The organism is Actinoplanes nipponensis, assembly GCF_016862275.1.
In the GTDB taxonomy this organism is placed as follows: domain Bacteria; phylum Actinomycetota; class Actinomycetes; order Mycobacteriales; family Micromonosporaceae; genus Actinoplanes; species Actinoplanes nipponensis.
Window position 1 is genome coordinate 136,757 of record NZ_BOMQ01000051.1, and the last position, 25,492, is coordinate 162,248.

25 protein-coding genes are annotated in these 25,492 nt (G+C 74.6%); 14 read left to right on the plus strand and 11 right to left on the minus strand.

Features of this window, described 5'->3' with window-relative positions:
• Nucleotides 1-27 precede the first annotated feature (27 nt).
• On the minus strand, nt 28-2,901 hold the full coding sequence (locus tag Ani05nite_RS20840) for a M36 family metallopeptidase (protein WP_203770531.1): 2,874 nt from the start codon (nt 2,899-2,901) through the stop codon (nt 28-30).
• Between the two features lie 153 nt (nt 2,902-3,054).
• Here Ani05nite_RS20840 and Ani05nite_RS20845 point away from each other — a divergent pair, with 153 nt between their 5' ends.
• From Ani05nite_RS20845 to Ani05nite_RS20855, 3 genes are read left to right on the plus strand one after another with little or no spacing between them, the layout of a single operon-like run.
• Nucleotides 3,055-4,503 carry an FAD-linked oxidase C-terminal domain-containing protein gene (locus tag Ani05nite_RS20845; RefSeq protein ID WP_203770532.1) on the plus strand — a complete coding sequence of 483 codons (1,449 nt, stop codon included), beginning with the start codon at nt 3,055-3,057 and terminating at the stop codon, nt 4,501-4,503.
• On the plus strand, nt 4,503-5,636 hold the full coding sequence (locus tag Ani05nite_RS20850; protein ID WP_203770533.1) for an FAD-binding oxidoreductase: 1,134 nt from the start codon (nt 4,503-4,505) through the stop codon (nt 5,634-5,636). The genes Ani05nite_RS20845 and Ani05nite_RS20850 overlap by 1 nt, the downstream gene beginning before the upstream one ends.
• Nucleotides 5,636-7,009, plus strand: coding sequence for a (Fe-S)-binding protein (locus tag Ani05nite_RS20855; protein WP_203770534.1), 1,374 nt, complete (start codon nt 5,636-5,638; stop codon nt 7,007-7,009). Before Ani05nite_RS20850 ends, Ani05nite_RS20855 begins: the two co-directional genes overlap by 1 nt.
• Here Ani05nite_RS20855 and Ani05nite_RS20860 read toward each other — a convergent pair.
• Nucleotides 6,985-7,545 carry a TetR/AcrR family transcriptional regulator gene (locus Ani05nite_RS20860; RefSeq protein ID WP_203770535.1) on the minus strand — a complete coding sequence of 187 codons (561 nt, stop codon included), beginning with the start codon at nt 7,543-7,545 and terminating at the stop codon, nt 6,985-6,987. The two genes, Ani05nite_RS20855 and Ani05nite_RS20860, sit on opposite strands and share 25 nt — an antisense overlap.
• Nucleotides 7,546-7,611: 66 nt before the next feature.
• On the opposite strand from Ani05nite_RS20860, the gene Ani05nite_RS20865 reads away from it, so the two are divergent.
• Complete coding sequence (locus Ani05nite_RS20865) at nt 7,612-8,139, plus strand: hypothetical protein (RefSeq protein WP_203770537.1); 528 nt, start codon at nt 7,612-7,614, stop codon at nt 8,137-8,139.
• Here Ani05nite_RS20865 and Ani05nite_RS20870 read toward each other — a convergent pair whose 3' ends face one another.
• Entirely contained in the window at nt 8,140-10,347 is a 2,208-nt protein-coding gene (locus Ani05nite_RS20870; protein ID WP_203770539.1) for a rhamnogalacturonan lyase family protein, read from the minus strand.
• A gap of 197 nt (nt 10,348-10,544) precedes the next feature.
• On the opposite strand from Ani05nite_RS20870, the gene Ani05nite_RS20875 reads away from it, so the two are divergent.
• Nucleotides 10,545-11,645, plus strand: coding sequence for a cellulose binding domain-containing protein (locus Ani05nite_RS20875; protein WP_203770541.1), 1,101 nt, complete (start codon nt 10,545-10,547; stop codon nt 11,643-11,645).
• 55 nt (nt 11,646-11,700) lie between these two features.
• Here Ani05nite_RS20875 and Ani05nite_RS20880 read toward each other — a convergent pair whose 3' ends face one another.
• On the minus strand, nt 11,701-12,030 hold the full coding sequence (locus Ani05nite_RS20880) for a putative quinol monooxygenase (RefSeq protein ID WP_203770543.1): 330 nt from the start codon (nt 12,028-12,030) through the stop codon (nt 11,701-11,703).
• 72 nt (nt 12,031-12,102) lie between these two features.
• Here Ani05nite_RS20880 and Ani05nite_RS20885 point away from each other — a divergent pair, with 72 nt between their 5' ends.
• Nucleotides 12,103-12,921, plus strand: coding sequence for an IclR family transcriptional regulator (locus Ani05nite_RS20885; RefSeq protein ID WP_203770545.1), 819 nt, complete (start codon nt 12,103-12,105; stop codon nt 12,919-12,921).
• Here Ani05nite_RS20885 and Ani05nite_RS20890 read toward each other — a convergent pair.
• The 3 genes from Ani05nite_RS20890 to Ani05nite_RS20900 are packed head-to-tail and all read right to left on the minus strand — an operon-like array spanning nt 12,897 to nt 15,631.
• Nucleotides 12,897-13,586, minus strand: coding sequence for an iron-sulfur cluster assembly protein (locus tag Ani05nite_RS20890; protein WP_203770546.1), 690 nt, complete (start codon nt 13,584-13,586; stop codon nt 12,897-12,899). The genes Ani05nite_RS20885 and Ani05nite_RS20890 overlap by 25 nt on opposite strands.
• Nucleotides 13,583-14,623 carry an amidohydrolase family protein gene (locus Ani05nite_RS20895; RefSeq protein WP_203770547.1) on the minus strand — a complete coding sequence of 347 codons (1,041 nt, stop codon included), beginning with the start codon at nt 14,621-14,623 and terminating at the stop codon, nt 13,583-13,585. The genes Ani05nite_RS20890 and Ani05nite_RS20895 overlap by 4 nt, the downstream gene beginning before the upstream one ends.
• A gap of 9 nt (nt 14,624-14,632) precedes the next feature.
• Nucleotides 14,633-15,631, minus strand: a complete 999-nt coding sequence (locus tag Ani05nite_RS20900) for an NAD(P)-dependent alcohol dehydrogenase (RefSeq protein WP_203770548.1) — start codon at nt 15,629-15,631, stop codon at nt 14,633-14,635.
• Nucleotides 15,632-15,816: 185 nt separating this feature from the next.
• Between Ani05nite_RS20900 and Ani05nite_RS20905 the strand changes: the two genes are divergently transcribed.
• Nucleotides 15,817-16,248 (plus strand): hypothetical protein, encoded by a 432-nt coding sequence (locus Ani05nite_RS20905; protein WP_239130451.1) that lies wholly within the window; start codon nt 15,817-15,819, stop codon nt 16,246-16,248.
• A gap of 17 nt (nt 16,249-16,265) precedes the next feature.
• Nucleotides 16,266-16,808 (plus strand): SsrA-binding protein SmpB, encoded by a 543-nt coding sequence (gene smpB / locus Ani05nite_RS20910; RefSeq protein ID WP_203770549.1) that lies wholly within the window; start codon nt 16,266-16,268, stop codon nt 16,806-16,808.
• Here smpB and Ani05nite_RS20915 read toward each other — a convergent pair.
• The 4 genes from Ani05nite_RS20915 to Ani05nite_RS20930 form a co-directional block, all read right to left on the minus strand.
• Entirely contained in the window at nt 16,795-17,055 is a 261-nt protein-coding gene (locus Ani05nite_RS20915; RefSeq protein ID WP_203770550.1) for a hypothetical protein, read from the minus strand. The genes smpB and Ani05nite_RS20915 overlap by 14 nt on opposite strands.
• A 56-nt stretch (nt 17,056-17,111) precedes the next feature.
• Nucleotides 17,112-17,612 carry a hypothetical protein gene (locus Ani05nite_RS20920; RefSeq protein ID WP_203770552.1) on the minus strand — a complete coding sequence of 167 codons (501 nt, stop codon included), beginning with the start codon at nt 17,610-17,612 and terminating at the stop codon, nt 17,112-17,114.
• 9 nt (nt 17,613-17,621) lie between these two features.
• Nucleotides 17,622-19,103 (minus strand): FAD-dependent monooxygenase, encoded by a 1,482-nt coding sequence (locus Ani05nite_RS20925; RefSeq protein WP_203770554.1) that lies wholly within the window; start codon nt 19,101-19,103, stop codon nt 17,622-17,624.
• 380 nt (nt 19,104-19,483) lie between these two features.
• Nucleotides 19,484-20,128 (minus strand): acyl-CoA-like ligand-binding transcription factor, encoded by a 645-nt coding sequence (locus Ani05nite_RS20930; protein WP_203770556.1) that lies wholly within the window; start codon nt 20,126-20,128, stop codon nt 19,484-19,486.
• 1,049 nt (nt 20,129-21,177) lie between these two features.
• On the opposite strand from Ani05nite_RS20930, the gene Ani05nite_RS20935 reads away from it, so the two are divergent.
• The 6 genes from Ani05nite_RS20935 (at nt 21,178) to Ani05nite_RS20960 (ending at nt 25,488) form a co-directional block, all read left to right on the plus strand.
• Nucleotides 21,178-21,933, plus strand: a complete 756-nt coding sequence (locus Ani05nite_RS20935; protein WP_203770558.1) for a hypothetical protein — start codon at nt 21,178-21,180, stop codon at nt 21,931-21,933.
• A gap of 23 nt (nt 21,934-21,956) precedes the next feature.
• Entirely contained in the window at nt 21,957-22,814 is an 858-nt protein-coding gene (locus Ani05nite_RS20940; protein WP_203770560.1) for an SCO6745 family protein, read from the plus strand.
• Nucleotides 22,815-22,914: 100 nt separating this feature from the next.
• Complete coding sequence (locus tag Ani05nite_RS20945; RefSeq protein WP_203770562.1) at nt 22,915-23,646, plus strand: energy-coupling factor ABC transporter permease; 732 nt, start codon at nt 22,915-22,917, stop codon at nt 23,644-23,646.
• Complete coding sequence (locus Ani05nite_RS20950; RefSeq protein ID WP_203770564.1) at nt 23,643-23,990, plus strand: PDGLE domain-containing protein; 348 nt, start codon at nt 23,643-23,645, stop codon at nt 23,988-23,990. Before Ani05nite_RS20945 ends, Ani05nite_RS20950 begins: the two co-directional genes overlap by 4 nt.
• On the plus strand, nt 23,990-24,751 hold the full coding sequence (gene cbiQ / locus Ani05nite_RS20955; RefSeq protein ID WP_203770565.1) for a cobalt ECF transporter T component CbiQ: 762 nt from the start codon (nt 23,990-23,992) through the stop codon (nt 24,749-24,751). The genes Ani05nite_RS20950 and cbiQ overlap by 1 nt, the downstream gene beginning before the upstream one ends.
• Nucleotides 24,748-25,488: an energy-coupling factor ABC transporter ATP-binding protein gene (locus tag Ani05nite_RS20960; RefSeq protein WP_203770566.1), complete on the plus strand. Its 741-nt coding sequence runs from the start codon at nt 24,748-24,750 to the stop codon at nt 25,486-25,488. Before cbiQ ends, Ani05nite_RS20960 begins: the two co-directional genes overlap by 4 nt.
• Nucleotides 25,489-25,492 lie beyond the last annotated feature (4 nt).

The following is a 25,492-nucleotide window of genomic DNA, read 5'->3' on the forward strand; positions in this document are numbered from 1 at the left end:
GTCGCCGCGTGCCCCCGGCCCGGTGGGTCAGCTGCTGAAGACCTCGAACTCCGCGGCCACCACGTTGGCCGCCGCGGGCGCCGCGCTCGCGCAGTCGCTCGCGCTGCGCGGGTCGTTCTCCCGCTCGCCGGCGTACAGCGGGTTGCCGGTGCACTGGTTGGTGAGCACCCGCAGCCGGACGTGGGTGGCCAGGACCGGGCGCACCGGGAACGACTTGATCAGCAGGTTCGGCACCTTGGGCCGGAACGACCCGGTGTCGAAGGCGTTGGCCGGGCTGGCGTAGGCCACCCGGTAGCCGGCGTCGCTCGCGCAGTCGGCACCCGTGGTCGCGTTGCAGGTGAGGATCTCGAACTGGCGCACCGTGCTGTACATCGTCGCGGTCGCCGCGCCGGCGCCCGGGAAGGCGCTGAGCTGCACCCGGGAGACCAGCTTGGCGGACTCCGCCGGGAGGTCGACGGTGACCTGGCGGCCGGCCGCGCCGCCGGTGGCGGTCCAGGCCGTGCCCTCGGCGTCGTCGGTCAGCCGGCCCGGGTCGGCGCCGTCGCCGCTGATCGTGGCGCCGGACGCGGCCGAGGCCAGGTTGGCCGGCATGACCACGCCGACCGTCGCGGTGACCCCCGGGTAGACGGTCTGGGTGAACCGCTTGTGGCCGTAACCCGCGCCGATGGCCAGGAACCTGTACGTGCCCGGGGCCAGCGTCACGGTGGCCGGCAGGTCGGTCGCCGGGTCGGTGTCGGCGATCGGGACCGTGCCGAAGTCGTGGTCGCCGACGTAGAGCCGGACCGGCTTGCCCGACGCCTCGCCCAGCGCCTTGAAGGTGACCTCGACGTTGTCGGCGTACGGCGAGGCGAAGCTGGGCACGGGGTCGGTGTCGGACGGGCCGCTGGCCGCGCCGGCGCCCATGCCGCGGGCGGCGAACGCGTTCCACAGCAGGTCGGCGTTCGCGCCGTCGAAGCGCAGCGCGTCGGCGGTGATCATGTTGTCCCGCATGTCCAGCATGCTGATCGAGCCGCTCGCCGCGAGCAGGAACGAGTCGAACACCAGCTGCGCCCAGCGCCGGTTGCCCGGGCACTCGGCCGCGGGTGTGGCGCCGGCCGCGCAGCTCTCCTGCAGCGCCCGGGTGCCGGTGCCGTAGCGGGCGACGAACGCGCGCCGCACGTCGAAGTTCGTGGCGCTCCAGATCTCACCGTCGGGGTGCACGGCCGCGCCGCGGTCGTAGCCGTAGTTCGAGTAGTTGAGCGGGCTGTTGCTCATGTCGTAGTTGCGGATGCCCGTGCTCAGGTCGCCGGTGACGTACGCGCCGGTGATGTACGGCGTGTTGCCCCGCGGGGTGTAGCCGCTCTCGAACAGGTACTCCATCGCCAGGAGGTCGGACCAGCTCTCCCCCATCGCGCCGCCCTGGCTGGAGCTGATGCCGCTGTCCGGCCCGGCGATCATCCGGTTGCTGACCGCGTGGGTGTACTCGTGCCCGATCACCGTCATGTCGAAGTCGCCGTCGACGCAGGGCGGGTACGCGCTGCCGGCGAACGGCTGCCACATGTACATGTTCGTGGTCGGCTGCATGCCGTCCGGCGGCGTCGCCTGGTTGGCGTTGTTGCGCGTGGTCGCCGTGGCCGCGCCCTGCTGGGCGTTGCCGCGCTCGGCGTCCCCGCCCTTGCCGTAGGGCCCGGTGTTGGTCTTCTGCAGGTTCCAGGTCGCCTCGGTGAAGCCCAGCCCGTACGACCAGTCGTGCATGCGGTTGTGCATGGCGAACAGGTTCGCGGTGGCGGCGTCGGCGTCGGCCTGCTCCGGCGAGGTCAGCGCGTTCGGGTCGCACCGGCTGGTGTTCCACTGGTTGGTGAACGGGTAGACGTACTCGCGGTCGGGCCGGCTCGCCGCGGGCACCGCCGGCGCCCCGTTGCCCCACAGCCGCACCGCGTCGGCGGAGTTGCCGCTGCTGGTGAAGGTGGGGGTGCCGGTGGCCGGGTCGACGTCCCAGGGCTTGCCGGTGGCCGGGTCGAGGACCTGGCGGGCGCAGCCGGTGGCGGCGGTGGCGCACCAGAGCTGGCGGGTGTCGGTGCCGGCCGCGGTCGGGGTGGCCGGGAAGACCTTCCAGTGCGGGTCGTCCTCGGCGAAGTTGACGAGGTTCTCCCGGATCAGCACCTTGCCGTCGCGGGCGTCGACGTAGGTGGTGTAGCCGAGCGGGTGCTCGGCGTCGTTGGACAGCACCACGACCTGGTAGGCCGCGCGCGGGGCGGCGCCGGGCATGGGCACGGCGACCTGCTTGACGCGGGAGTCGGCGAGTTGGTCGCGGGCGATGCCGGCGTCCTGCAGCGCCGCCGCCAGGGCGGCGTCGGGGGTGAGCGTGGCGGCGGCCGGGGCGGCGGTGCGCGGGCTCAGCGACGAGGTGACCCGCAGCACGTCGCCGCCCTTGACCGCCACGGCGACCAGGCCGTCGTGGGCGGCGGGCAGGCCGCCGTACCGCTGGCGCAGCAGCACGACCGTGCCGTTGCCGACCTTGGTCTCGGCGACGGTCTCGAGGTCGTCGACCGCCGCCGTCTTCAGCGAGAAGAGCCCGACCCTGTTCTTGAGGAAGCCGCGAGCGACCGCCTCGGCGTCGCCCTTGAGCCCCGCCGCCAGCTTGCCCTTGGCCGGGGTGACCGAGGCCGGGGTGCCGAGCTTGTTCCAGCGGGTGACCAGGTTGTCGTCGCGGACCAGCGAGCGCTGGCCGGCGGTGGGGGCGGCGCTGCCGCCGCGGTTGTCGACGAAGGCGTACTCGTCGTCGAGGTGCTCGCCGGTCAGCGGCGTGGCCGCGGCCGGCGGCTGGTCGGCGGGAGCCGCGGTGGCGCCGATGGGCGCGGCGGCGATGATCGTGGTCGCGGCAAGGATTCCGGCGACGGCGGACCGTCTGCGTAAACGCACGCATGCCTCCTGGGATCGGCTGGAGGATCTCCCCAGACGTCCGAGACATTACGCTTTGATCGACAGTCATAGATGAACGAATTGTTGCAACCGTGACGGCGGCCCTCGACCGGGCCGCCCGGCGGAGGTTAGGTTGTCGGCAGGGGGCCGCCGATGACCACGCTTGACGTTCTCGCCGCCCGGCTGCGCGCCGAGCTGGGCGCCGACCGGATCGTGAACGACCGGCAGGAGCTGCGCACCTACGAGTGCGACGGGCTGGCGCACTACAAGGTCGTGCCCGGCCTGGTGGTGCTGCCCCGGGACGCGGCCGAGTGCGCCCGCACGGTCCGGGCCTGCGTCGCGGCCGGCGTGCCGTACGTGGCCCGCGGCTCGGGCACCGGGCTCTCCGGCGGGGCCCTGCCGCACGCCGAGGGCGTGCTGATCGTGACCTCGCGGATGCGCGCCATCGTCGAGGTCGCGCCGGACGACGAACGCGCCGTCGTCGAGCCGGGCGTCATCAACCTGCACGTGACCAGGGCCGCCACCCCGCACGGCTACTACTACGCCCCCGACCCGTCCAGCCAGCAGATCTGCTCGATCGGCGGCAACGTGGCGGAGAACTCCGGCGGCGCGCACTGCCTCAAGTACGGCTTCACCACCAACCACGTGACCGGCGCCGAGGTGGTCACCCCGGACGGCGAGCTGATCGAGCTCGGCGGGCGGGCGCCGGACCCGCCCGGTTACGACCTGCTCGGCGCGTTCGTCGGCTCGGAGGGCACGCTGGGCATCGCCACCCGGGTCACCGTCCGGCTGACCCGGCTGCCGGAGTCCGTGCGGACCCTGCTGGCCGCCTTCGCCACCACCGACCAGGCCGGCGCCGCCACCTCGGCGATCATCGCCGCCGGGGTCGTGCCGGCCGCCGTCGAGATGATGGACGCGCTCGCCATCGAGGCCGCCGAGGCGGCCGTGGCCTGCGGCTACCCGCCGGGCGCGGGCGCGGTGCTGATCGTCGAGCTGGACGGCCCGGCCGCCGAGGTGGACGCCCAGTTCGACCAGGTGACCGCCCTGTGCGAGGCGAACGGCGCGTTCGAGCTGCGGATCGCGGCCGACGCGGCCCAGCGGGCGCTGTTCTGGAAGGGCCGCAAGTCGGCCTTCGCCGCGGTCGGGCGGATCAGCCCCGACTACATCGTGCAGGACGGGGTGATCCCGCGCACCGCGCTGCCCGAGGTGCTGCACCGCATCGGCGAGGTGGCCCGCGAGCACGGCGTCCGGGTGGCCAACGTCTTCCACGCCGGCGACGGCAACCTGCACCCGCTGGTGCTGTTCGACGACGCCGTGCCCGGCGAGGCCGGGCGGGCCGAGGAGGTGTCGGGCGCGATCATCGACCTGTGCATCGAGTACGGCGGCTCGATCACCGGCGAGCACGGGGTCGGCATGGACAAGGCCAAGTACATGCCGCGGATGTTCACCGACGACGACCTCGAGACGATGCACCTGCTGCGCTGCGCGTTCGACCCCGACGGGCTGGCCAACCCGGGCAAGGTCTTCCCCACCCCGCGGCTGTGCGGCGAGGTGCCCCGCCGGCACCGGGCCGGCGAGCCGGCCGCGGCGGAGCTGTTCTGATGTGGACGACGGCCGGTGCGCAGGACACCGTCGCCGGCGTGCCGGCCCGGTTCGTGGCGGCCCCGGCGAGCACCGAGGAGGCCGCGGCGGTGCTGGCGGCGGCCGCCCGCGACGACCTGGCCGTGGTGGTCCGCGGCGGCGGCACCAAGCTGGACTGGGGCGTGCCGCCGCGCCGGCTCGACCTGATCGTGGACACCCGCCGGCTCACCGGGGTGGTCGAGCACGCGGCCGGCGACCTCATCACCGTGGTCCGGGCCGGCACCCCGCTCGCCGCCCTCGACCTGCCCGGCCAGCAGCTCGCGCTGGACTCGCCGCTGCCCGGCGCCACCGTGGGCGGCACCGTGGCGGTCAACACCAGCGGGCCCCGGCGGATGCTCTACGGCACGGCCCGCGACCTGCTGATCGGCGTGACGGTGGTCCGGCCCGACGGCCGGGTGGCCCACTCCGGCGGCAAGGTCGTCAAGAACGTCGCGGGCTACGACCTGGGCAAGCTCTTCACCGGCGCGTACGGCACCCTGGGGCTGGTCACCGAGTGCGCGTTCCGCCTGCACCCGGTGCCCCCGGTCGCGGCGATCGTGCGGCGCACGGCGCCGGCCGACCGGATCGGCGCGCTGCTGGCCGCCGTCCGGGCCGAGCAGGCGGTGCCGTCCGCGGTCGAGCTGGACGCCCCGGCCGAGGGCGAGGTGACCCTCGCGGTGCTGGTCGAGGGCACCGCCGCCGGGGTGCGGGACCGCGCCGCCCGGCTGGAGAAGGTGCTCGGCGGGCCGGCCACGGACGAGTTCCCGCCCTGGTGGGGCCGCTACCCGTGGGACAGCGTGGGGATGAAGCTGACCGTGCCGCTGTCGCGGGTGCCGGATCTGCTCGGGCTGGGCGCGGCGGTACGGGGTTCGGCCGGCACCGGCGTGCTCTACGCCGATGTGCCGGTGGCGTCGGCGCCCGCGGTGGTGGAGCGGCTGCGGGCGGCCGCCGTCCGCGCGGGCGGGCACGCCGTGGTGCTGACCGCCCCGCCGGCGGTGCGCGAGGTCGTGGACATGTGGGGGCCGGTGGCCGGGCTGGCGCTGATGCGCCGGGTCAAGGACCGCTTCGACCCGGAACACCGGTTCGCGCCGGGACGCTTCGTGGGAGGCATCTGATGGTCGACACCCCGCACGGCAGCCGGCCCGCGCCGCCCGACGTGCTCGGGCCGGTGGCCGGCGAGCCGGCCTTCGACGGGCACCGCCCGCCGCGGCGCGAGCTGGTGGACGACTGCGTGCACTGCGGCTTCTGCCTGACCACCTGCCCGACGTACGTGCTGTGGGGCGAGGAGATGGACTCCCCGCGCGGGCGGATCTACCTGATGAAGCAGGGGCTGGACGGCGAGCCGATGACCGACTCGCTGGTGCGGCACATGGACGCCTGCCTCGGGTGCATGGCGTGCGTGACGGCGTGCCCGTCCGGGGTGCGCTACGACCGGCTGATCGAGGACACCCGCGCGCAGGTGGAGCGGCGGCACACCCGGCCGCCCCGGCAGCGGGCGCTGCGCGGGGCTATCTTCGCGCTGTTCCCGTACCCCCGGCGGCTGCGCCTGCTGCGCGGGCCGCTGCGCGCGTACCAGGCCAGCGGCCTGCAGCGCCTGGTCGGCCGCAGCGGCCTGCTGCCGCGGCTGGCGCCCACGCTGGCCACCCTCGAGTCCCTGGCCCCGCCGCTGACCCGGGTGCCGCGCCCGCCGCGCCGGGTGCCGGCCCGCGGCCCGCGGCGCGCGGTCGTGGGGGTGCTGACCGGCTGTGTGCAGAGCGCGTTCTTCCCCGACGTGAACGCGGCCACGATCCGGGTGCTGGCCGCCGAGGGCTGCGAGGTCGTCGTGCCGCCGCAGGGCTGCTGCGGCGCGCTGAGCATGCACAACGGGCGCGAACGGGAGGCCCAGGGCTTCGCCCGCAAGCTCATCGACAGCTTCACCCGGGCCGGCGTCGAGCACGTGGTGGTCAACGCGGCCGGCTGCGGCTCCTCCATGAAGGAGTACGCCGACCTGTTGCGCGACGACCCCCGGTACGCCGAACGGGCGGCGGCGTTCGCGGCCCGGGTGCGCGACCTGTCGGAGATCCTCGTCGAGCTGGGCCCGGTGGCGCCGCGCCAGCCGCTGCCGGTGACGGTGGCGTATCACGACGCCTGTCACCTCGCCCACGCCCAGGGCGTACGGGCCCAGCCGCGGGCCCTGCTGGCCGGTGTTCCGGGGCTGACGGTCCGGGAGATCGCCGATCCGGAGATCTGCTGCGGCTCGGCCGGCGTCTGGAACGTGCTGAACCCTCAGCCGGCGGCCGAGCTGGGCGACCGCAAGGCCCGCGACGTGCTGGCCACCGGCGCGCAGCTGCTGGTGACGGCCAACCCCGGCTGCCTGATGCAGGTGGCGGCCGCGGTGCAGCGCCTCGGCGGCGAGATCGCGCTGGCGCACACCGCCCGGGTGCTGGACGCGTCCATCCGCGGCCTGCCGGTGAGCGCGCTGCTTCAGCCGGCGAGCTCCGCGAGGTAGGCGTCGAGCTCGGCCACCGCCGCCTCCGGGCTCAGGTGGCCGGCCATGATCTGCAGGGAGAGCCCGTCGACCAGCGCGTGCAGCCGGCGCGCCACCGCCTCGCCGCCGGCGCCCAGCTGGGCGGCCAGGCTGCGGCACAGTTCATACAGCGCGGCGTGCTGCTGGCGCTGCACCCGGGCCAGCGCGGGATCACCCAGGCCGAGGGCCAGGAACGCGAACGAGATCGAGGCCTCGATGCGCCGTTCGGTGTCCAGCGGCATGACCTCCAGCAGCACGGCCCGCACCTGCGCGCGGGGCGGCCCGGGCGGGTCCAGGTCGCGGATCCGCGCGGTGGCCCGCTCGGTGACCTGCTCGCAGGCGAAGGCGAGCAGCTCGCCGCGGGTGGCGAAGTAGTGCCGCAGCGCGCCGGACGACCAGCCGGACTCGGCGGCCACCGCGCGGATGGAGACCTCGGCGACCCCGTCGCGGGCGATGACCCGCCAGACCGCCGCGGCGAGCTCGCGGCGGCGGGCGGCATGGTCCACGAGCTTCGGCACCCGCCGATTATGGCACGACTGTGTTATCAAGGAAGTAACACAGTCGTGCGATAACGGGGAGGCTTCATGGTCGCGCTCATCGTCGCCTGCGAGATCGGGTTCTGGGTGCTGCTCGGCGCCGCGCTGGTGGCCCGCTACCCGCTGCGGGCCCGGGCGCTGAGCACCGCGCTGCTGCTCGCGGTGCCGCTGGTCGACGTCGTGCTGCTGGCCGCGACCGTGGTGGACCTGCGCCGCGGCGGCACGGCCGGCGTCACCCACGGCCTGTCGGCCGTCTACCTCGGCATCTCGGTGGCCTTCGGCCACCAGCTGGTCGCCGGGGCCGACCAGTGGTTCGCCCACCGGTTCGCAGGTGGGCCCGCACCGGTACGCCCACCGCGTACCGGGCGGGCCCACGCCGCCCGCGAGCGCCGGCAGTGGCTGAGGCATGCGTTGGCCTATGCCCTCGCCGCCGCCGTGCTCGCCGTCCTCACCCTCGCCGTCGGCGACCCCGGACGGACCGCCGCGCTGTGGTCCGTGCTGGGTCCGTGGACCCTGGTCCTGGTCATCGACTTCGTGGTGTCGTTCAGTTACACCGTCTCGCCCCGCGCGAAGTAGTCACGGCTGGGTGATGCGGGGCCGCGGCGGGGTCGCCATGTTCGCCCCGATGAAGAAGCTCGGGTGCGGCGGCTGGTTGTAGGCGGTGTTCTGCCAGGCCAGGGCCAGCCGGTACTGCGCGTCCTGGAGCAGGGTGGTGATCCGGCGGTCGGTGGCGGTCGGCGTCGCGTAGATCCGCAGCGCCGTGTTGTCGGCGGTCGGCCAGATCACCTCCTCGCGCCAGTCGCCGAACAGGTCGCCGGAGAGCGACGGCGTCGACTTGGTGCCGTTGTTGGAGTGCACGTTGGCCGCCGTCAGCAGCCGGGTGTCGCCGGAGGTGCCGTACTTGTCGATGTGCGTGCCGTCCAGCAGCTCGCGCACCGGGTCGCCGTCCCACCAGGCCAGGAAGTTGGTCGAGCCCGGCTTGCGGCTGCTGACCACCGCCCCGGACGGGCCGCGGACGCCGTCGGCGGCCGCGGACCACGACTCGGCGCCCGCGCTGCCGGCCCAGACGTCACCGGAGACCCCCCGGCCGTTGTCGCCGTTGGCCGGGGTGGTCCACAGCACCTGGCCGGTACGGGCGTCGGCGAACCAGGACGACGGCTTGCTGGCGTCCTCGTCGACCTTGAACACCTCCAGCCCGGCCCGCGCCGGGTCCAGGTCGCCGACGTGCAGCGTGTCGCCGTGGCCGTTGCCGGTGTTCCACAGCTTGGCGCCGTTGTCGTCGATGGCCAGGGAGCCGTACACGATCTCGTCCCGGCCGTCGGCGTCCACGTCCGCCACCGACAGCTGGTGGTTGCCCTGCCCGGCGGTGCCGGAGTTGGTGCTGCTGTTGCTGTCGAAGGTCCAGCGGCGGGTCAGCGTGCCGTTGCGGAAGTCCCATGCCACCACGACCGTGCGGGTGTAGTAGCCGCGGGCCATGATCAGGCTGGGCCGGGCGCCGTCGAGGTAGGCGGTGCCGGCCAGGAAGCGGTCGACGCGGTTGCCGTACGAGTCGCCCCAGGAGGAGACGGTGCCGCGCGGCGGGACGTAGTCGACGGTCGACAGGGCGGCGCCGGTGCGACCGTCGAACATGGTCAGGAACTCCGGCCCGGTCAGCACGTAGCCGCTGGAGTTGCGGTAGTCGGCCGAGGCGTTGCCGATCACCTGGCCGGTGCCGGAGACGGTGGCGTCGGCGGTCTTCATGGCCACCTCGGCGTCGCCGTCGCCGTCGTAGTCGTACACCTGGAACTGGGTGTAGTGCGCGCCCGCCCGGATGTTGCGGCCCAGGTTGATCCGCCACAGCCGGGCCCCGCTGAGCTCGTAGGCGTCCACGTAGACCGGGTCGGTGACCCCGGACTGCGAGTTGTCCTTGCTGTTCAGCGGGTCCCACTTGAGCACGATCTCGAGCTGGCCGTCGCCGTCGAGGTCACCCACGCTGGCGTCGTTGGCCGCGTACGCGGCGCTGCCCGGGCTCTGGATCGGCACGTCGAGGTAGCCGTTGGCGAAGTTCAGCGAGGTCCCCGACGCCGCCTGCTCGACCCCGCCGACCACGGCCCGCACGGTGTACGCCGCGCCGGCGGCCGCGCCCGCGTCCAGGTAGTTGGTCGAGGTGGTGATCGGCGTGGCGTTGACCCGGGTGGCGCCCCGGTAGACGTTGAAGCCCACGTCGGCCGGGTCGGCGGCGAGCCAGCGCCAGCTGACCAGGTTGCCGCTGCCGGAGCGGACGCTGATCAGCCCGCGGTCCAGCCGCTCCATCTGCCGCCCGCCGCCGGTCGGTGGCGGGCTGGTGACCGGGGGCGGGACGATGGTGGGCGGCGGCGTGGTCGACGTCGCCGGCGGGGTGGTGGTGGCGCCGGTGCAGGCCACCCCGTTGAGGGTGAACGCCATGGGGTCGGTGTTGGCGCCGGTGGCCGCGCCGTTGAAGCCGAACGAGACGGTCGCCCCGGTGGCCACGGCGGCGTTGTAGCCGGCGTCGCGCACGGTGACCGCGGCCCCGGACTGGGTCGCGACGCCGTTCCAGGCCTGGGTCACGGTCTGGCCCGACGGGAAGCTCCAGCCCAGGGTCCAGCCGTTCACCGGGTCGCCCAGGTTGGTGATCTCCACGGCGGCGCCGAAGCCGCCCTGCCAGGTGCTGGTGACCGCGTAGGAGACCCGGCAGCCGGCCGCCGCGGACGCGTTGACCGCCGACAGCAGCGCGGCGCCGACCGCCACGACGCTCAGGCCGGCGACTTTCGTGATGGTGCGCATGAGGTCCCCTCGCAGTGACGCCCGTCGATTGGGAGCGCTCCCAACCCTGCCGCCGCGACACGATTCCGTCAAGTCCTGAAATCTGATGGCCATCTATTTTTGGGAGCGCTCCCATGCAATGATGCGGGACACCCCTTACGCGGTTCAGCCCCGTCCGTCGTGACCGCGACGACGTCCCCCAACCTGAGGTGAGAACGATGTCGAACCGAAAGCTCGCGATCGCGCTGGCCGCGGCCGCCCTCGTGCCCGCCGGCCTGCTCGCCGCGCCCGCGCCCGCCTCCGCCGCGGCCGGGTGCCAGGTCACGTACACGGTCACCAGCCAGTGGCAGGGCGGCTTCGGCGCCGCGGTGGCCGTGACCAACCTGGGCGACCCGGTCACCGGCTGGACGGTGGGCTGGAGCTTCCCGTCCGGCCAGACCGTGACCCAGCTGTGGAACGGCGTGGCGAGCCAGTCCGGCGCCGCCGTGACGGTCCGCAACGCCGGCTACAACGGCTCCCTGGCCACGAACGCGTCCACGTCGTTCGGCTTCAACGGCGCCTGGACCGGCAGCAACGCCGTGCCCACCGCCTTCACGTTCAACGGCGTCTCCTGCACCGGCGGGGTCACCACGCCGCCGAGCACGCCGCCGACCACGCCGAGCACCCCCACGCCCACCCCGAGCACGCCGCCCCCGGCCGGCGGCCCGGTCAAGGTGATGGCCCTGGGCGACTCGATCACCGGCTCGCCGGGCTGCTGGCGGGCGTTGCTCTGGCAGAAGCTGCAACAGGCCGGGCGCGCGTCGCAGGTCGACTTCGTCGGCACGCTGCCGGCCCAGGGCTGCGGCTTCGCCTACGACGGCGAGAACGAGGGCCACGGCGGCTTCCTGGCCACCAACGTGGCCGACCAGAACCAGCTGGTGGGCTGGCTCGCGGCCACCGACCCGGACGTGGTGATGATGCACTTCGGCACCAACGACGTCTGGAACAACCGCTCCACCGCCACCATCCTGGCGGCGTTCACCAAGCTGGTCGGGCAGATGCGGGCCGCCAACCCGGCGATGCGGATCCTGGTGGCGCAGATCCTGCCGATGACGCCGAGCAACTGCGCCGAGTGCAACCAGCGGGTCGTCGCCCTCAACGCGGCGATCCCGGCCTGGGCGGCGGCCACCAGCACCGCGGCCTCCCCGGTCACCGTCGTCGACCAGTACACCGGCTTCGACACCGCCACCGACACGCCGGACGGGGTGCACCCCGACGACAGCGGCAACCGCAAGATCGCCGACCGCTGGTACCCGGCCCTGACCGCCGCGCTGGGCTGACCCGCGGCAGCAGCCGCGGCCCCGGACCGGGCGGAGGTCCGGGGCCGCGCCCCTCTCACCGGCCCGGTACGGCCATCTCGCCGAGTTCGGACCAGTCGTCCTGCTCCACCGTCTGGCTGACGATCTTCGGGGTGGCCGCGAGGTGGGGCGGCAGGTCCTGCTGGGCCTGCTTGAAGTGGGCCGAGCCGACGTGCGCCCCGCCGGCCTCGCCGTCACGGAACGCCTCCACCAGGACGTACTCGTCGGGGTTGTCGAGGCTGCGGGACCAGTCGAACCACAGGCAGCCCGGCTCGGCGCGGGTGGCCTCGGTGAAGGGCGCCGCGATCTGCGGCCAGCGGTCCGCGTGCTCGGGCTTGACCAGGAACTTGGCGGTAATGAAGATCATCGTTGACCGTCCTCTCGTGCAACTCGGTGCAATGCTTTCCCGCGCGCCACCGGCGTGGTGATGCTGGGGCTCATGAGCAGCCACCCCCGTACCGGCCTGCTGCAGTCCGTCGAGCGCGCCATGGCCGTGCTCGACCACGTCGCCGCGGCGCCCGGCCCGCTGCCGGCCCGCGACATCTCCCGCGCCCTCGGGCTCGCCCTGCCCACCACCTACCACCTGCTGACCACCCTGGTGACGGGCGGCTACCTGGTCCATCTTGCCGAGGAACACGCCTACGCGCTCGGACACCGCGTCGACGACCTCGCCCGGGGACTGCGCCGGCAGATCGCGGTGCCGCCCGAGGTCGAGCGGGTCACCGCGGTGGTGCACCGCCAGGCCCACGCCGCGGCCTACTACGCCGCGCTGCGCGACGCCGAGATGATCGTCGCGCATGTGGCCGAGTGTCCCGCGCACCCCCGGATCCGGGTCCTCGACGTCGGCTTCCACCGGGTCCCGCACGCCACGGCGTTCGGCAAGCTGATGCTGGCCATGCTCGAACCCGCCGCCGCCGAGGACCTGCTCGACACCACCGGGACGCCCCCGGTGACGGCCGGCACGGTCACCGACCGGCGGTTGCTGCGCCGCCAGCTCGCCCAGGTGCGCAGCACCGGCCTGGCCATCGAGGTGGACGAGTTCCAGGCCGACCTGTCGTGCATGGCCGCGCCCGTCACGGACGCCGCCGACCGGTTCGTCGGCGCGGTGGCGGTCTCGATGCCGACCGCCCGGATGCGCGAGCACCGCTGGGCGGTCGAACGGGCGGTCCGCCTGGGCGCGGTACGGGCGACGCGGGCGGTGTCGCTGAGCGCCGCCGCCCGCGCCGGCCGCTGTCACACCGACGGCGCCAACCCGTAACGGGTCCGCAGCAGGCCCTGGCAGAAGCCCGCGTTGCCGTCGATGCTGACCCGTACCGTCCTCGCGAAGCGCAGCCACCCCGGCAGCCGGTCCGCCGGCAGGGCCGCGCCCTCGTCGTCGCAGAGCGCGTGGTCGCTGGTCAGGCCCAGCCGGGCGCGACGCCGGGCCACCGCCTCGGCCGCCTCCGGGGCGATCCCGGCCGCCGCGGCGAACGACAGCGCGCCCAGCCCGGCCGGCTCGGCCCCGGCCGCGATCAGCGCGCGGGCCAGCCGGTCCTGGGCCGCCAGGTGCGCCTTGCGCTCGAAGGTGGACCGCAGCTCGGCCAGCGACGGGTCCAGGCCGCCCTCGGTGTCGCCGGTGAAGGTGGCCGCGAAGTCGCTGACCGCCGCCACGCCCCGGTTGATCTCCGCCGCGACGAAGTGCTCCAGCAGCACCACCTCGACGCTGGTCACCCCGGGCAGCGCGGCCAGCGCGTCCCGTGCGTCGGCCACCATCAGCCAGGCGAAGTTGGGCGCGCAGAAGTACGTCGGCAGCCGCAGCTCCGCGCGGACCGCGCCGGCCCCGGTCACGAGCCGGGCGACGAAGCCCAGCTCGGTGATGGGCCGGTCCAGCTCGGGGTCGCGGACCTGGGCCAGGGCCGCCCAGGCCGCCTCCTCCGGGCTCATGCCGGGGCGGCCGGGGCCGCGCCGACGGCCGGGCCGCTGTCGCCGGCGCCGCGGGGGACGGTCAGCTCGCCGGGGACCTTGACGTCGTAGAGCGCGGCCGCGTTCAGGCCCAGGATCTTGCGCTTGACCTCGGTGGTGAGCACGCCGTACTCGCCCTGCAGGTCGTCGGGGATCTGGAAGTCGACGAACTTCTCGACCAGCCACTTCGGCTGCCAGATCGCGTAGTCGCTGCCGAACAGGATGCGGTCGGAGTCCAGCCAGTAGAGCAGCTCGCCGATGATCTGGGCGAAGTAGCGCGGCCGGCTGTGGATGAACGGCAGGGCCACGGCCAGGCCGCCGTACACGTTGGGCTCCTGGGTGGCGATCCAGCAGAAGTCCTCCAGCCGGGGCAGGCCCACGTGCTCGACGATGAAGCGCAGCTCCGGGAACATCGTGGCGGCGTCGTCGACGTCGGCCACGTCGAACGCGTCGCGGTTCATCGGGTAGACCGTCGGGCCCTTGTGCACGTGGATGTTGCGGATGCCCAGCTCCTGGCACTTCTCCAGGTAGCGGTAGGCCCACGGGTCGGACAGCTTCCAGCCCTTGGAGGCGCCCTTCCACTCGGCCGTGTAGACCTTGACGCCCTTGAGCTGCCAGCGCTCGTGCAGCCGCTCCAGCTCGGCCAGGCCGTTCTCGCCGTCACGCGGGTCGAAGCGGCCGTTGACGATGAACCGGCCGGGGTGCCGCTCGGCCATCGCGCCGTTCTGCGCGGTCGTGTTGAAGCCGTTGACGTACCAGTCGGTCAGGTACGTCGACTGCAGGATCGCCATGTCGTCGGGGCCGGCCTCGAACAGGTCGTGGATCATCCGCTCCTCGGGGTAGCGCTCGAACTCCTCCAGCGTCCAGCGGTACTCCTCGGGCGAGAGGTTCGAGTGGTAGTCGTAGAAGCACTTGATGAAGCCCTCGCCGTACCGGTTGATCTGGTTGGCCGGGCTGCCGTCCCAGAAATGGGTGTGCCCGTCGAGGATGAAGTAGCTGACGCCGTCCTTGGTGTACATCGGGTCCCCCTAGGGCACGAGGATGCCGCGGCCCTGCAGCCGCCCGGCCTCCAGGTCGTCCATGGCCTCGTTCACGGCGGCCAGCGGGTACCTCCGGGTGTGCAGGCGCACCCGGCCCTGGGCCGCGAGGATCATCAGCTCGTCCAGGTCGTTGTAGGAGCCGACCAGGTTGCCGACGACGTTGCGCTCGGTGGAGATCAGGTCGATGGTGGGGATGTCGACGCGGCCGCCGTACCCGATCACGAAGTAGCTGCCGGCCCGGCGGGTCATCGCCAGGCCCCGGGCCTCGGCGCCCTGCTCGCCGACGAAGTCGAGCACCACGTGCGCGGGCTCGTCGAGCTCGTCGGTGGACGCCACGACCCGGTGCGCGCCCAGCGTCGTGGCCAGCTCGCGGGCCGCGGGGTTGGGGTCGGCCACGACGACGGTGGTGGCGGTCATCGCCAGCAGGCACTGGATGCCGATGTGGCCGAGGCCGCCCGCACCGATCACCAGGCACGTCGTGCCCGGGTACAGCAGCGGCACGGCCTTGCGGACCGCGTGGTAGGCGGTCAGGCCCGCGTCGGCGAGCGCGGCGACGTCCGCGGGCTCCAGCCCGGGCCGCAGCCGCACGCACGAGCGGGCGGTGGTCAGCAGCAGCTCGGCCATGCCGCCGTCGGTGTCGATGCCGGGGAACGCGGAGTTCTCGCAGTGCACGTCGTCGCCGGAGCGGCAGGGCCGGCAGAGCCCGCAGGTGACCAGCGGGTGCAGGATCACCGCGTCGCCGGCGGTCACGTTCGTGACGGCGCTGCCGACCGCCTCGACCCAGCCGGCGTTCTCGTGGCCGATCGTGTACGGCAGCCCGACCCCGGACTTCTCCGCCCACTGACCCTCCACGATGTGCAGGTCGGTGCGGCACAGCCCGGCCGCCCCGACACGGACCAGCACGTCGAGCGGGCCGGTGATCCCCGGCTCGGGCACCTCGTCGACCGTGGGCCGCTTGCCGTAGTCATGGACGCGGACAGCCTTCATCGGCCTCATCTCCTCGTGCTCCGGCTCTGCCGGCGACTCTCGACGCCGCTCCGGGGGCCGGGCCAGAGCGCGTTCAGATGGCGACAACGGGCGTACCGGGCCGGGCCGGAGCTTGACATCGACCCGGCGCCGCCCGGAAGCTACGAAGAGTCACCGCACGCCTCCCACCACGCTGGACGCTGGTCATGGATCTCCTCCGGGTCGGTCAGTGGGTGTTCGTCCTGCTCCTGCCGACCCTCGCGATCGGCGCGGCGATCTATCTGCCCCGCGCCGCCCGGGCGCTGTGGCGCACCCTGCGTCCGGACCCGCCGAGCACGCCCACCTCCCCGCCCATCGAGCAGCTCGCGGCCACCCTGCACCGGCTGCTGCGCCAGCACCACGCGCTGCGGCACTCCCCCGACGTGGCCCTGCGCGCCCGGCGCCTGCACGGCGTCGAGGCCGCCATCAGCGACTGCGCGCTGGCGGCGGCCGCGGCGCTGGGCGTGCAGGCCCCGGCCGCGGCCGGGCCCACGGGCCTGCGGCCGGCCGCGCTCAGCCGGCTGCTGCGCGACCTGGCCGCGGCCGGTCTGGTGCTGCCCCGCGGCGTCGACCTCGTCGACGGTGACCGGGGGGTCTGACGCGGGCCCGCCCCTTTTTGCGAGGATGGACGGCAGGCGAGGGGTCCGGCGACAGCGAGGGGGCGGCCACGGCCAGGGAGACCGGGCGCAAGGTCATCGCGTCCAACAAGAAGGCGCGGCACGACTACGCGGTCCTCAAGACGTACGAGGCCGGCCTGGTGCTGGCCGGGACCGAGGTCAAGTCGCTGCGGGCCGGCTACGCCTCGATCGTCGACGCGTTCGCCCAGGAGCACGAGGGCGAGCTCATGCTCTACAACCTGCACATCGCCGAGTACGGCTTCGGCTCGTGGACCAACCACGCGCCCCGCCGGACCCGCAAGCTGCTGCTGCACCGCATCGAGATCGACCGGATCCTGGAGAAGTTGCGCGAGCCCGGCAACACGCTGGTCCCGCTGTCGCTGTACTTCCAGGACGGCTGGGCCAAGGTGGAGCTGGCCCTGGCCCGCGGCAAGCGCGAGTACGACAAGCGCCAGGCCATCGCCGAGCGCGACGCCAACCGCGAGATCGCCCGGGCCCTGGGCCGCCACCTCAAGGGCCGCACCCGGGTCACACGCGGATGAGGTGACCCGCGCACTGGAAGTGTTCCGCGGCGTGCAGGCTGTGCCAGTACGTCACCGGCACGGAGCTCTGCAGGCAGCCCTCGTGGAAGCAGCGCACCCGCAGCCTGGTCCCCTCCGGCACGAAGTGGGTCTGGCCGGGATGTCGCCGGCACGAGGTGGTGGGCGTCAGCTCGTGCACGAAGTTCCGCCACTGGCAGGTCTCCTCGGCGCAGACCGCCAGCTTCCCGCGCGGATGGACAGGGCGCATGTCGACCATCTCCGGCTGAAGGCTCCGGTTGGGACGTTACGCCGCTGCGGCGCTGCTCACAATGGGTCCCGGCGCGGCTCGGGCAGGGGCAGCTCGGCCACCTCGGCGGCGCCGGCCGGGGCCGCCGAGTGGGTGGGCGCGGGCCGGGCGGGCGCGGTGCTGTGGGAATACCGGCCGCGGGCCCGGTCCACCGGCAGGGCGATCAGGTGGATCGGCGCCGGCGGCTCGGCGATGCGGCCCGGCCCCCAGCGGACCCACACGGCGACCCGGCCCGCATCCGCCTCGGCGAGCAGCTTCTCCACCGTGCGCCGGCGGTCGGTGTGGTCCACCTCGACCACGATCGGCGGCGCGGCCGGGCGGGCCAGCGCCACGTCCACGACCGAGTGCTGCTGGTCCATCGGCGGCGGCAGCCGGACCACGCTGGGCGCCCGCCGGTAGACCCGCCAGCCGCGCGCCCGGCCCCAGGCCACGACCTCGTCGATGATCAGGCCGGTGACCTCGTCCTGGGTGAGGCCCGCGAAGGTGAGCCCGGCCAGCCGCCGCGCCAGGTCGTCCATGGGGGCAGATTAGCCGCACCCGGCGCCGGCCGGCGCACCGAACCACGCCGCCAGGGCCCGCTCGAGCCCGTCGCCGGTGTCGCCCTCCCACGCGACGTAGCAGTCGGGGCGCAGCAGCATCCCGGCGGCGAGCCCCGGCACGACGGCGACGTCCACCCGGCCGGCCCACGGTCCCACCCCGAGGCCGCCGGTGGGGTCGAGCAGCAGCGGCCGCCCGGCCCGGGTCAGCGCGCGGAGGCCGGGCACGTCCGGCGCCCACCGCCCGACGTGTGGGCCGTCGGCGCCGGGCATGGCGTAGCGGATGTCGGCGCCGGCGAGCATCGCCGCCACGTGCCGCCGGTTCAACGGCGACTCCAGCAGCTCGCCGAGCAGGACCCGCAGGGCGGTCACGTCTCCGCCGGGCCCGATCAGGACGGATTGCGCCCGGGTGTGCATGTTCACCCGTTCGGCGGCCGGCCGGCGCTCCGACTCGTAGGTGTCCAGCAGGCCGGGCGGGGCGGTGCCGCGTACCTCGGCGGCGAGCTTCCAGCCCAGGTTGATCGCGTCCTGCAGGCCCAGGTTGAGGCCGGACCCGCCGAGGGCGGAGTGCACGTGGGCCGCGTCGCCGACCAGCAGCACCCGCCCGGCCCGGTACGCCGCGGCCAGCCGGGTGTTACCGCCCACCATGCGCCGCAGCAGGTGCGGGCCCGGCCCGGCCGGCGCGGACAGCGGCAGGTCCGCGCCGAGCACCCGGGCCGCCGCCGCGCGCAACTCGGCCAGCGTCATCGCGCCGTCGTCGTCCGCGCCGGACCCGCGTCGCTCGCCCACGCTGACCAGCGGGTCGCGGCCGGGCATGGGCGCCCAGGCGATCAGGCCCCGCTCGGTGCGGGTGTGCAGGAACGGCGGCACCACCCCGAACCCCGGCACACGCAGGCCGCCGTCCGGCTCCACCAGGCCCGCGGGCACGCTGACGTGCGCCGTCCGGGACACCGTGTCGTCCCTGGTCACGCCGGGGAAGTCGATGCCGGCCAGCTTGCGGACCACACTGTGCCCGCCGTCGGCGCCGACCAGGTAGGACGCCCGCACGGGCGGCGCCCCGGCGACCTCGACGGTCACCGAATCGTCATCCTGGGTCAGGCCGAGCACCTCGTGACCGCGGCGGATCTCGACGCCCAGCTCGGTCGCGCGGGCGGCCAGCATCTGCTCGATCCGCCGCTGCGGTACCAGCATCGTGTAGAGCGGGTTGTCCGGCAGGTCGTGCAGGTCCAGCGGGAACGCGCCGAAGACGAACCCGGGCGTCGGGCGGGGCGGTCCGGGACCGTCGGCGAGGCGCTCGTACAGCCCGCGCCGGTCCAACATGGGCACGATCTGCCCGACCAGGCCGTTGGCGCGCTGCTCGCCGGTGGGCTCGGCCAGCCGCTCGAGGACCAGCGGCCGGGCCCCGGCCAGGGCCAGCTCGCAGGCGAGCATGAGGCCGTTGGGCCCGGCGCCGGCGATGACGACGTCGATCATGGTGAAACCCCTTCCGGGTACGGCGCACCGGCCCGCCGTGGCACGGCGGGCTGCGGTGGTGACGGGGTGCGGTGGGCGGGGCGGCGGCGACGGTCGCGGCCGTGGTCCCCACGGTGGGCTGCGTTCGTAGCCGGCGGCCGCGACGGTCACGGCCGTGAGCTGCGTTTCAGGACGGGCAGTGGCGTTGGTCGCGGCCGTGGCCCCACGGTGGGCCGCGTTCGTGGCCGGCGGCCGCGACGGTCACGGCCCTGAGTTGCGTTTCGGGAACGGGCAGCGGATCGGGCGGCCGCGACGGTCGCGGCCGTGGCCGCCGCCGGGGCTGCGGTGGTGATCGGGGCGGCGGCCCGGCGGCGCGGCCGTGGTCCCACGGTGGGCTCGGATCAGGCAGGCGGCGGTGTGGTGGAAGGGCGGTCGTCGGTGGCGGGTGGCGGCAGGCCCGCGGCGACGAGGGCGAGCGTCTCGGTGAGCAGGTGGCGCATCGACACCGGCGGTCCGGCCCGCAGGTGGTGCGACTGGGCGACGTTGGCCGCCGCCATCACCACGGCGGCCACCAGGTGCGGGTACAGGTCGTCCGGGTCGGTGCCGGTGCGCTCGGCCACGGCCACGGCGAACTCCGCCTCGGCCGTCGCCGCGGCCCGCAGCATGTCGCCCTGCAGGGCCGGCTCGGCCAGCATGGCGCGCACGCCGGGGATCCAGGCGTCCCGGTCGGGCACCGGGTGGGCGACCAGCTCGGGACCGGGCTCGAGCTGGGCCAGGACGGCCTCGGTGATGGCCGTCCACAGCGGCTCGTCCGCGGGCCGGGCGTGCAGCTCGTCCGCGACGCGCCGCAGCCGGTCGAGGTGGCGGGACACGATGGCCTCGCCCTTGCCGGCGAAGTAGTTGTTGAAGGTGCGGGGCGAGACCCCCGCCGCGGCGGCGATGTCCTCCACCTTGACGTTGTCGAAACCGCGCTCGACGGTGAGGCGGATGGCGGCCCAGCTCAGCGCGGCCCGGGTGGCGGCCTTCTTGCGCTCGCGGAGTCCCATGCCCACCACCGTAGCGGAAAGTGCGGGCCACGCAAAGATGCGGGGGACGCAAGTTTCTGCCTTGTGCCGATCCGGCGGGCGCCGGATTCCGTACCGGTCAGCGGCACCGACATGGAGGTATCACCATGCACGGAATCCCCGACGCCGGTCCCACCGGCGGACCGCCCGCGTCGCCACCGCCCGACTGGCCCGCGCCGGGCACCCCGCTGCCCGCCGACGAACCGACGGTCGAGCTGCCGGTGATCACCGAGGCCCTGCTCGCGCAGTTCGCACCCGCCCCGCCGCCCTCGGCCGCCCCGCCCGGACCATCCCCACCACCCTCGACTCCCCCGCCAGCCGCGACTTCCCCACCGCCCTCGGCCTCCCGGCCGCCGTCCGCATCCTTACCGATCTCGGCTTCCCTGCCGGCGCGGGCCGCCTTCGCCCTCGCCCGCGCCCGGCCGTCCCGGATCCGGCGCGTCCCGGCACTGGAACGCCGGGGTCCCCGGCCGCTCGCTCCCCCGGCCAGTACCGTCACGCTGCATGATCTCCTGAGCGACAAAACCGACATTCCGGACCGGCCGAGCAAACCGAAGTTTTGGCAGCGAAGGGCTGCCGGACAAGCCACCGGCTACCCGACCGGCGATTCCACAGTCGGTGCTTTCGCAGCGGGCGCAATCGCGACCGGCGGCCTGACGACCGCCGATCCCGCCGCCGGCGGTCTGGCCGCCGGCGGAAGCACAGCGGGTGAACCAGTACCCGGCAGTCCGGCCCCCGCTGATCATGCAGGCCGCAAAACCGCAGCCGGTGGCCCGACAGCCGGCAATCCGACAGCCGGTGGCCCGACAGCCGGTGGCCCCACAGCCGGCGATCCAACAGCCGACAGCCCAACAACCGGCGATCCAACAGCCGACAGCTCAGCAACCGGCGATCCAACAGCCAGTGGCCCGACAGCAAGTGGCCCAACAACCGGCGATCCAACAGCCAGTGGCCCGACAGCAAGTGGCCCAACAACCGGCAATCCAACAGCCAGTGGCCCGGCAGCCGGCGATCCGGCAATCGCCGCCCCGATGACGGGCGAGCCGTCGGCCCGGCGCGCGCCGCACCGGCTGGTCGGAGCCGGGATCGGCGCCGCCGCCCTGCTGCTCACCGCCGCGACCGTGGTGGCGCTGAGCCACGACGGCGAGGCCCCGCCCACCGGCCGCGGTCCCGCCGCCGCGGCGGCCGCTCCGCACCTCGCCACGGCCGCGCTCGACGGGCGTACCAGCGCCGGTTTCGATCTCATCGACGGCGCCGAGCGGGTCACCGTGCGGGCGGCGGATCTCGGCGAGAGCCTGTACCGGGTCACCACGCCGCCGGGCGGGGCCGGGGTGCCCCGGGCCGAGGAGCGGGACGGCCGGGTGCTGTTGCGCCTCGACGGCGATGCCCGGGCCGTCGACATCACCCTCAACGCGGTGGTCCGCTGGGATCTGCGGGTGGCCGGTGGCGCCGGGTCGTCCGTCATCGATCTGGGCGCGGGCCGGGTCGGCGGCGTCGACCTGGCCGGTGGCGCCGGGCGGATCATCTTGACGCTGCCCCGGCCGGACGGCACGCTCGGCGTCCGGATGAGCGGCGGGGTGGACCTGTTCGACGTGCGGACCGCGCAGCGGACCCCGGTGCGGGTACGGGTCGGCAGCGGCGCCGGGCAGGTGACGCTGGACGGGCGCCACCATGCCGGGGTGGCGGCGGGGCGCACCTTCACCCCGGCGAGCTGGGACACCGCCGTGGACCGGGTCGACGTCGACGCCTCGGCGGGGATGTCGGCCCTGACCGTCGCCGGTTACTAGCCGGTAATGCGAGGATGGCGGGCATGATCAACCCGTCCCCCGCCCTGGCCCGCGAGGCCTGGCGCCGCACCGAGCCGCTGCACTCGATGATCTACTTCGCGCCGGAGGTGCGCGAGCGGTTCGCCGCGCTCGGCGTGCCCGCCGTCGCCGACTACTTCGTCTCGCGCGGGGCCGCCCTGGGCGCGGTGGGGGCCGGTCCGGTCGTCGCCACCTTCTACAACTTCCATCCCGCGCTGGTGGCGCGGGCGCTGCCCGCGGCCTGGGAGATCGTGACCCCGGCGGCGGCCGTCGCGGCCCGGCTCGACGCCGCCGACGCGGCCCTGGTCCGCGGCCTGGGCGACACCGTGCACAGCGCCGAGGTGGCCGAGGCCGCCGGGCTGGCCCGGCGGGCGGCGGAGTCGGCCGGCGCGTACGCCGCCGGCCGCCCCCTGTTCGCCGCGCACGCCGACCTGCCCTGGCCAGAGGCCCCGCACCTGGTGCTGTGGCACGCCCAGACGCTGCTGCGCGAGTTCCGCGGCGACGCCCACGTGGCCGCGCTGCTGCTGGCCGGGGTGAGCGGACCCGAGTCGGTCATCCTGCACGCCGCCTCGGGCACGGCCGATGCCACGTTCCTGCGGACCACCCGCGGCTACACCCGGGCGCAGTGGGCGGAGGGCGTCGCCGCGTTGCAGGAGCGGGGGCTGCTGGCCGGCCCGGAGCTGTCCGACCAGGGTCGCGAGCTGCGGGCGGCCCTGGAGGCCGACACCGACCGGCTGGCCGCGCCGGCGTACCGGGCGCTCGGGGCCGAGGGCACCGCCCGGCTGGCCGAGCTCACCCGGCCGCTGAGCCGGACTCTGGTCAAAGCGGGCTTCCTGGACCCGGTGGCCCCGCCCCGCCAGTGATCCACATCCCAGCCCGCTCGGCGCTGTTGCCAATTCTTTGCAACTGCCAGGGTGCGTCATATGCTGGCCCGTGGAGTGGCCGCGGTCCGGAGGGGGATCCATGGACGTAGAGGCGATGCACATCGCCAACGGCATCGTGAACGGCACCGTGTCGGCGGTCTTCGCCGCCTTCGCCGCCCTCGCGCTGGCGTTCTGCGCGTGGCGGGCCCGCGCCGACCTCGACGACCGCCTGGCCCCGATGGCCGGGCTGGTGGCGGCCTTCATCTTCGCGGTGCAGATGCTCAACTTCCAGGTGCTGCCGGGCGTCTCGGGCCACCTGCTCGGCGGCACGCTGGCCGTGGTCCTGGTCGGACCCTGGGTCGGCGCGCTCTGCGTCTCCACCGTGCTGATCATCCAGTGCCTGCTCTTCGCCGACGGCGGCCTGACCGCGCTCGGGCTCAACATCACCAACATGGCGATCATCGGCACGGCGGCCGGCTACCTGCTGGTGGCCGGGCTGCTGCGGGTGCTGCCCAAGACGCCGTCCGGCCTGGGCGCGACCGCTCTGGTCGCCTCCGTGGTCGGGGTCGTCGCCGCCTCGCAGGGCTTCGTGTTCGAGTACTGGCTGGGCGGCACCACCCAGCTGTCGCTGCCCTGGGTCTCGGGCACGATGGCCGGCACCCACGTGCTGATCGGCATCGGCGAGGGCCTGATCGCGGCGACGACCGTGGCCACCGTGGCCCGGGTCCGGCCGGACCTGGTGTACGCGCTGCGCCGCTTCCGCAAGCCGCCGGCGCCCGTCCCGGCGACCACCGCCGCGGCGTCCGCCACCGTCTCGGGCGGGCCGGCGTGACCCGGCGGCTCGGCTGGTTCCTGGCCGGCGGCCTGCTGGTCGCGCTGCTGCTGGCCGGCGTGGTCAGCAACTTCGCCTCCGGCAGCCCGGACGGCCTGGACGCGACGGCGCGCCAGGGCTGCACCTTCGACTCCCACGGCGAGATCACCGGCGGCGACTGCATGGCCCGGCGGGAACAGGACCACCAGCTCGCGGACGGCCCGCTGGCCGGCTACGGGATCCGCGGCATCGACAACCCGTACCTGTCGACCGGGCTGGCCGGGGTGCTCGGCGTGCTGGTCACCTTCGCGGTCGGCGGCGGCGTCTTCTGGCTGGCCCGCCGCCGCTCCCCCGGGAAGGTCTGATGGGCGCGGGACACGCCCACCCGCTGCACCTGGCCCGGCGCAGCCCGGTGCACGCGCTCGCCCCCGAGGTGAAGATCCTGGCCACGCTGCTGTTCACCGTCGTGGTGGTGGCCACCCCGCGCACCGAGTTCGCCGCCTTCGGCGGGTACGCCCTGCTGCTCGCGGCGGTGACCGTGCTGGCCCGCGTACCGGCGGGGTGGCTGGCCCGGCGCGCCACCATCGAGCTGCCCTTCGTCGTGCTCGCCGTCGCCCTGCCGTTCGCCGGGCACGGCGACCGGGTCACCTGGCTGGGCCTGTCCCTGTCGGTCGACGGGCTGTACGGCGCGTGGAACATCGCCGCCAAGGGCACGCTCGGGGTCGTGGCGTCGCTGCTGCTGGCGGCCAGCACGACCATGCGCGACCTGATCCTGGGCCTGGACCGGCTGCGCTGTCCGCGGGTCTTCACCCAGATCGCCACGTTCATGCTGCGCTACCTGGACATCCTGGCCGACGACGCGCGCCGGATGCGGATCGCCCGGCTCTCCCGCGGCTACGACCCGCGCTTCCTGTGGCAGGTCAAGGCGTTCGCGGTCGGCGTGGGCGCGCTGTTCCTGCGGGCGTACGAGCGGGGCGAGCGGGTGTACCTGGCGATGGTGTCGCGCGGCTACGACGGGCGGCTGCCCCGGCCCGAGGCCGGCGGCGCGACCACCGCCGACTGGGCGGCCTCGGCCGTGCTGCCCGCCGCGGCCGCGGCCATCGCGCTGACGGCGGTGCTGGCGTGAGCCTGGAGATCGCCGGCCTGACCTTCGCGTACCCGGACGGCAGCGTGGCGCTGCACGGCGTCGACCTGAGCGTCGCCGCGGGCGAGCGGGTCGCGCTGCTCGGGCCCAACGGCGCCGGCAAGACGACGCTGGTGCTGCACCTCAACGGCATCCTGCACGGCGGCGCCGGCACGGTCGAGGTGGGCGGGCTGCGGGTGGACGCGCGCGACCGGGCCCGGCTGGCCGAGATCCGCCGCCGGGTCGGCCTCGTCTTCCAGGACCCGGACGACCAGCTGTTCATGCCGACGGTGGCCGAGGACGTCGCCTTCGGCCCGGCCAACCTGGGGCTGCGCGGCGCCGAGCTGCGGGCCCGCGTCGACGAGGCCCTGGCGGCGGTGGACATGGCCGCGCACCGCGACCAGGTGCCGCTGCACCTGTCGTTCGGCCAGCGGCGGCGGGTCGCGGTGGCCACCGTGCTGGCGATGCGGCCCGAGCTGCTGGTGCTGGACGAGCCGTCGTCCAACCTGGACCCGGCGAGCCGCCGGGAGCTGGCCGAGATCATCGAGCGGCTGCCGGTGACGGTGCTGATGGTGACCCACGACCTGCCATACGCCATGCAGCTCTGCCCGCGCTCGGTGATCCTGGACGACGGCCGGATCGTGGCCGACGCGCCGACCGCCGAACTGCTCGCCGACGAGGAGCTGCTCCGGGCGCACCGGCTGGAGCTGCCGTTCGGCTTCCAGCCGCTGCGCCGCTGAGCAC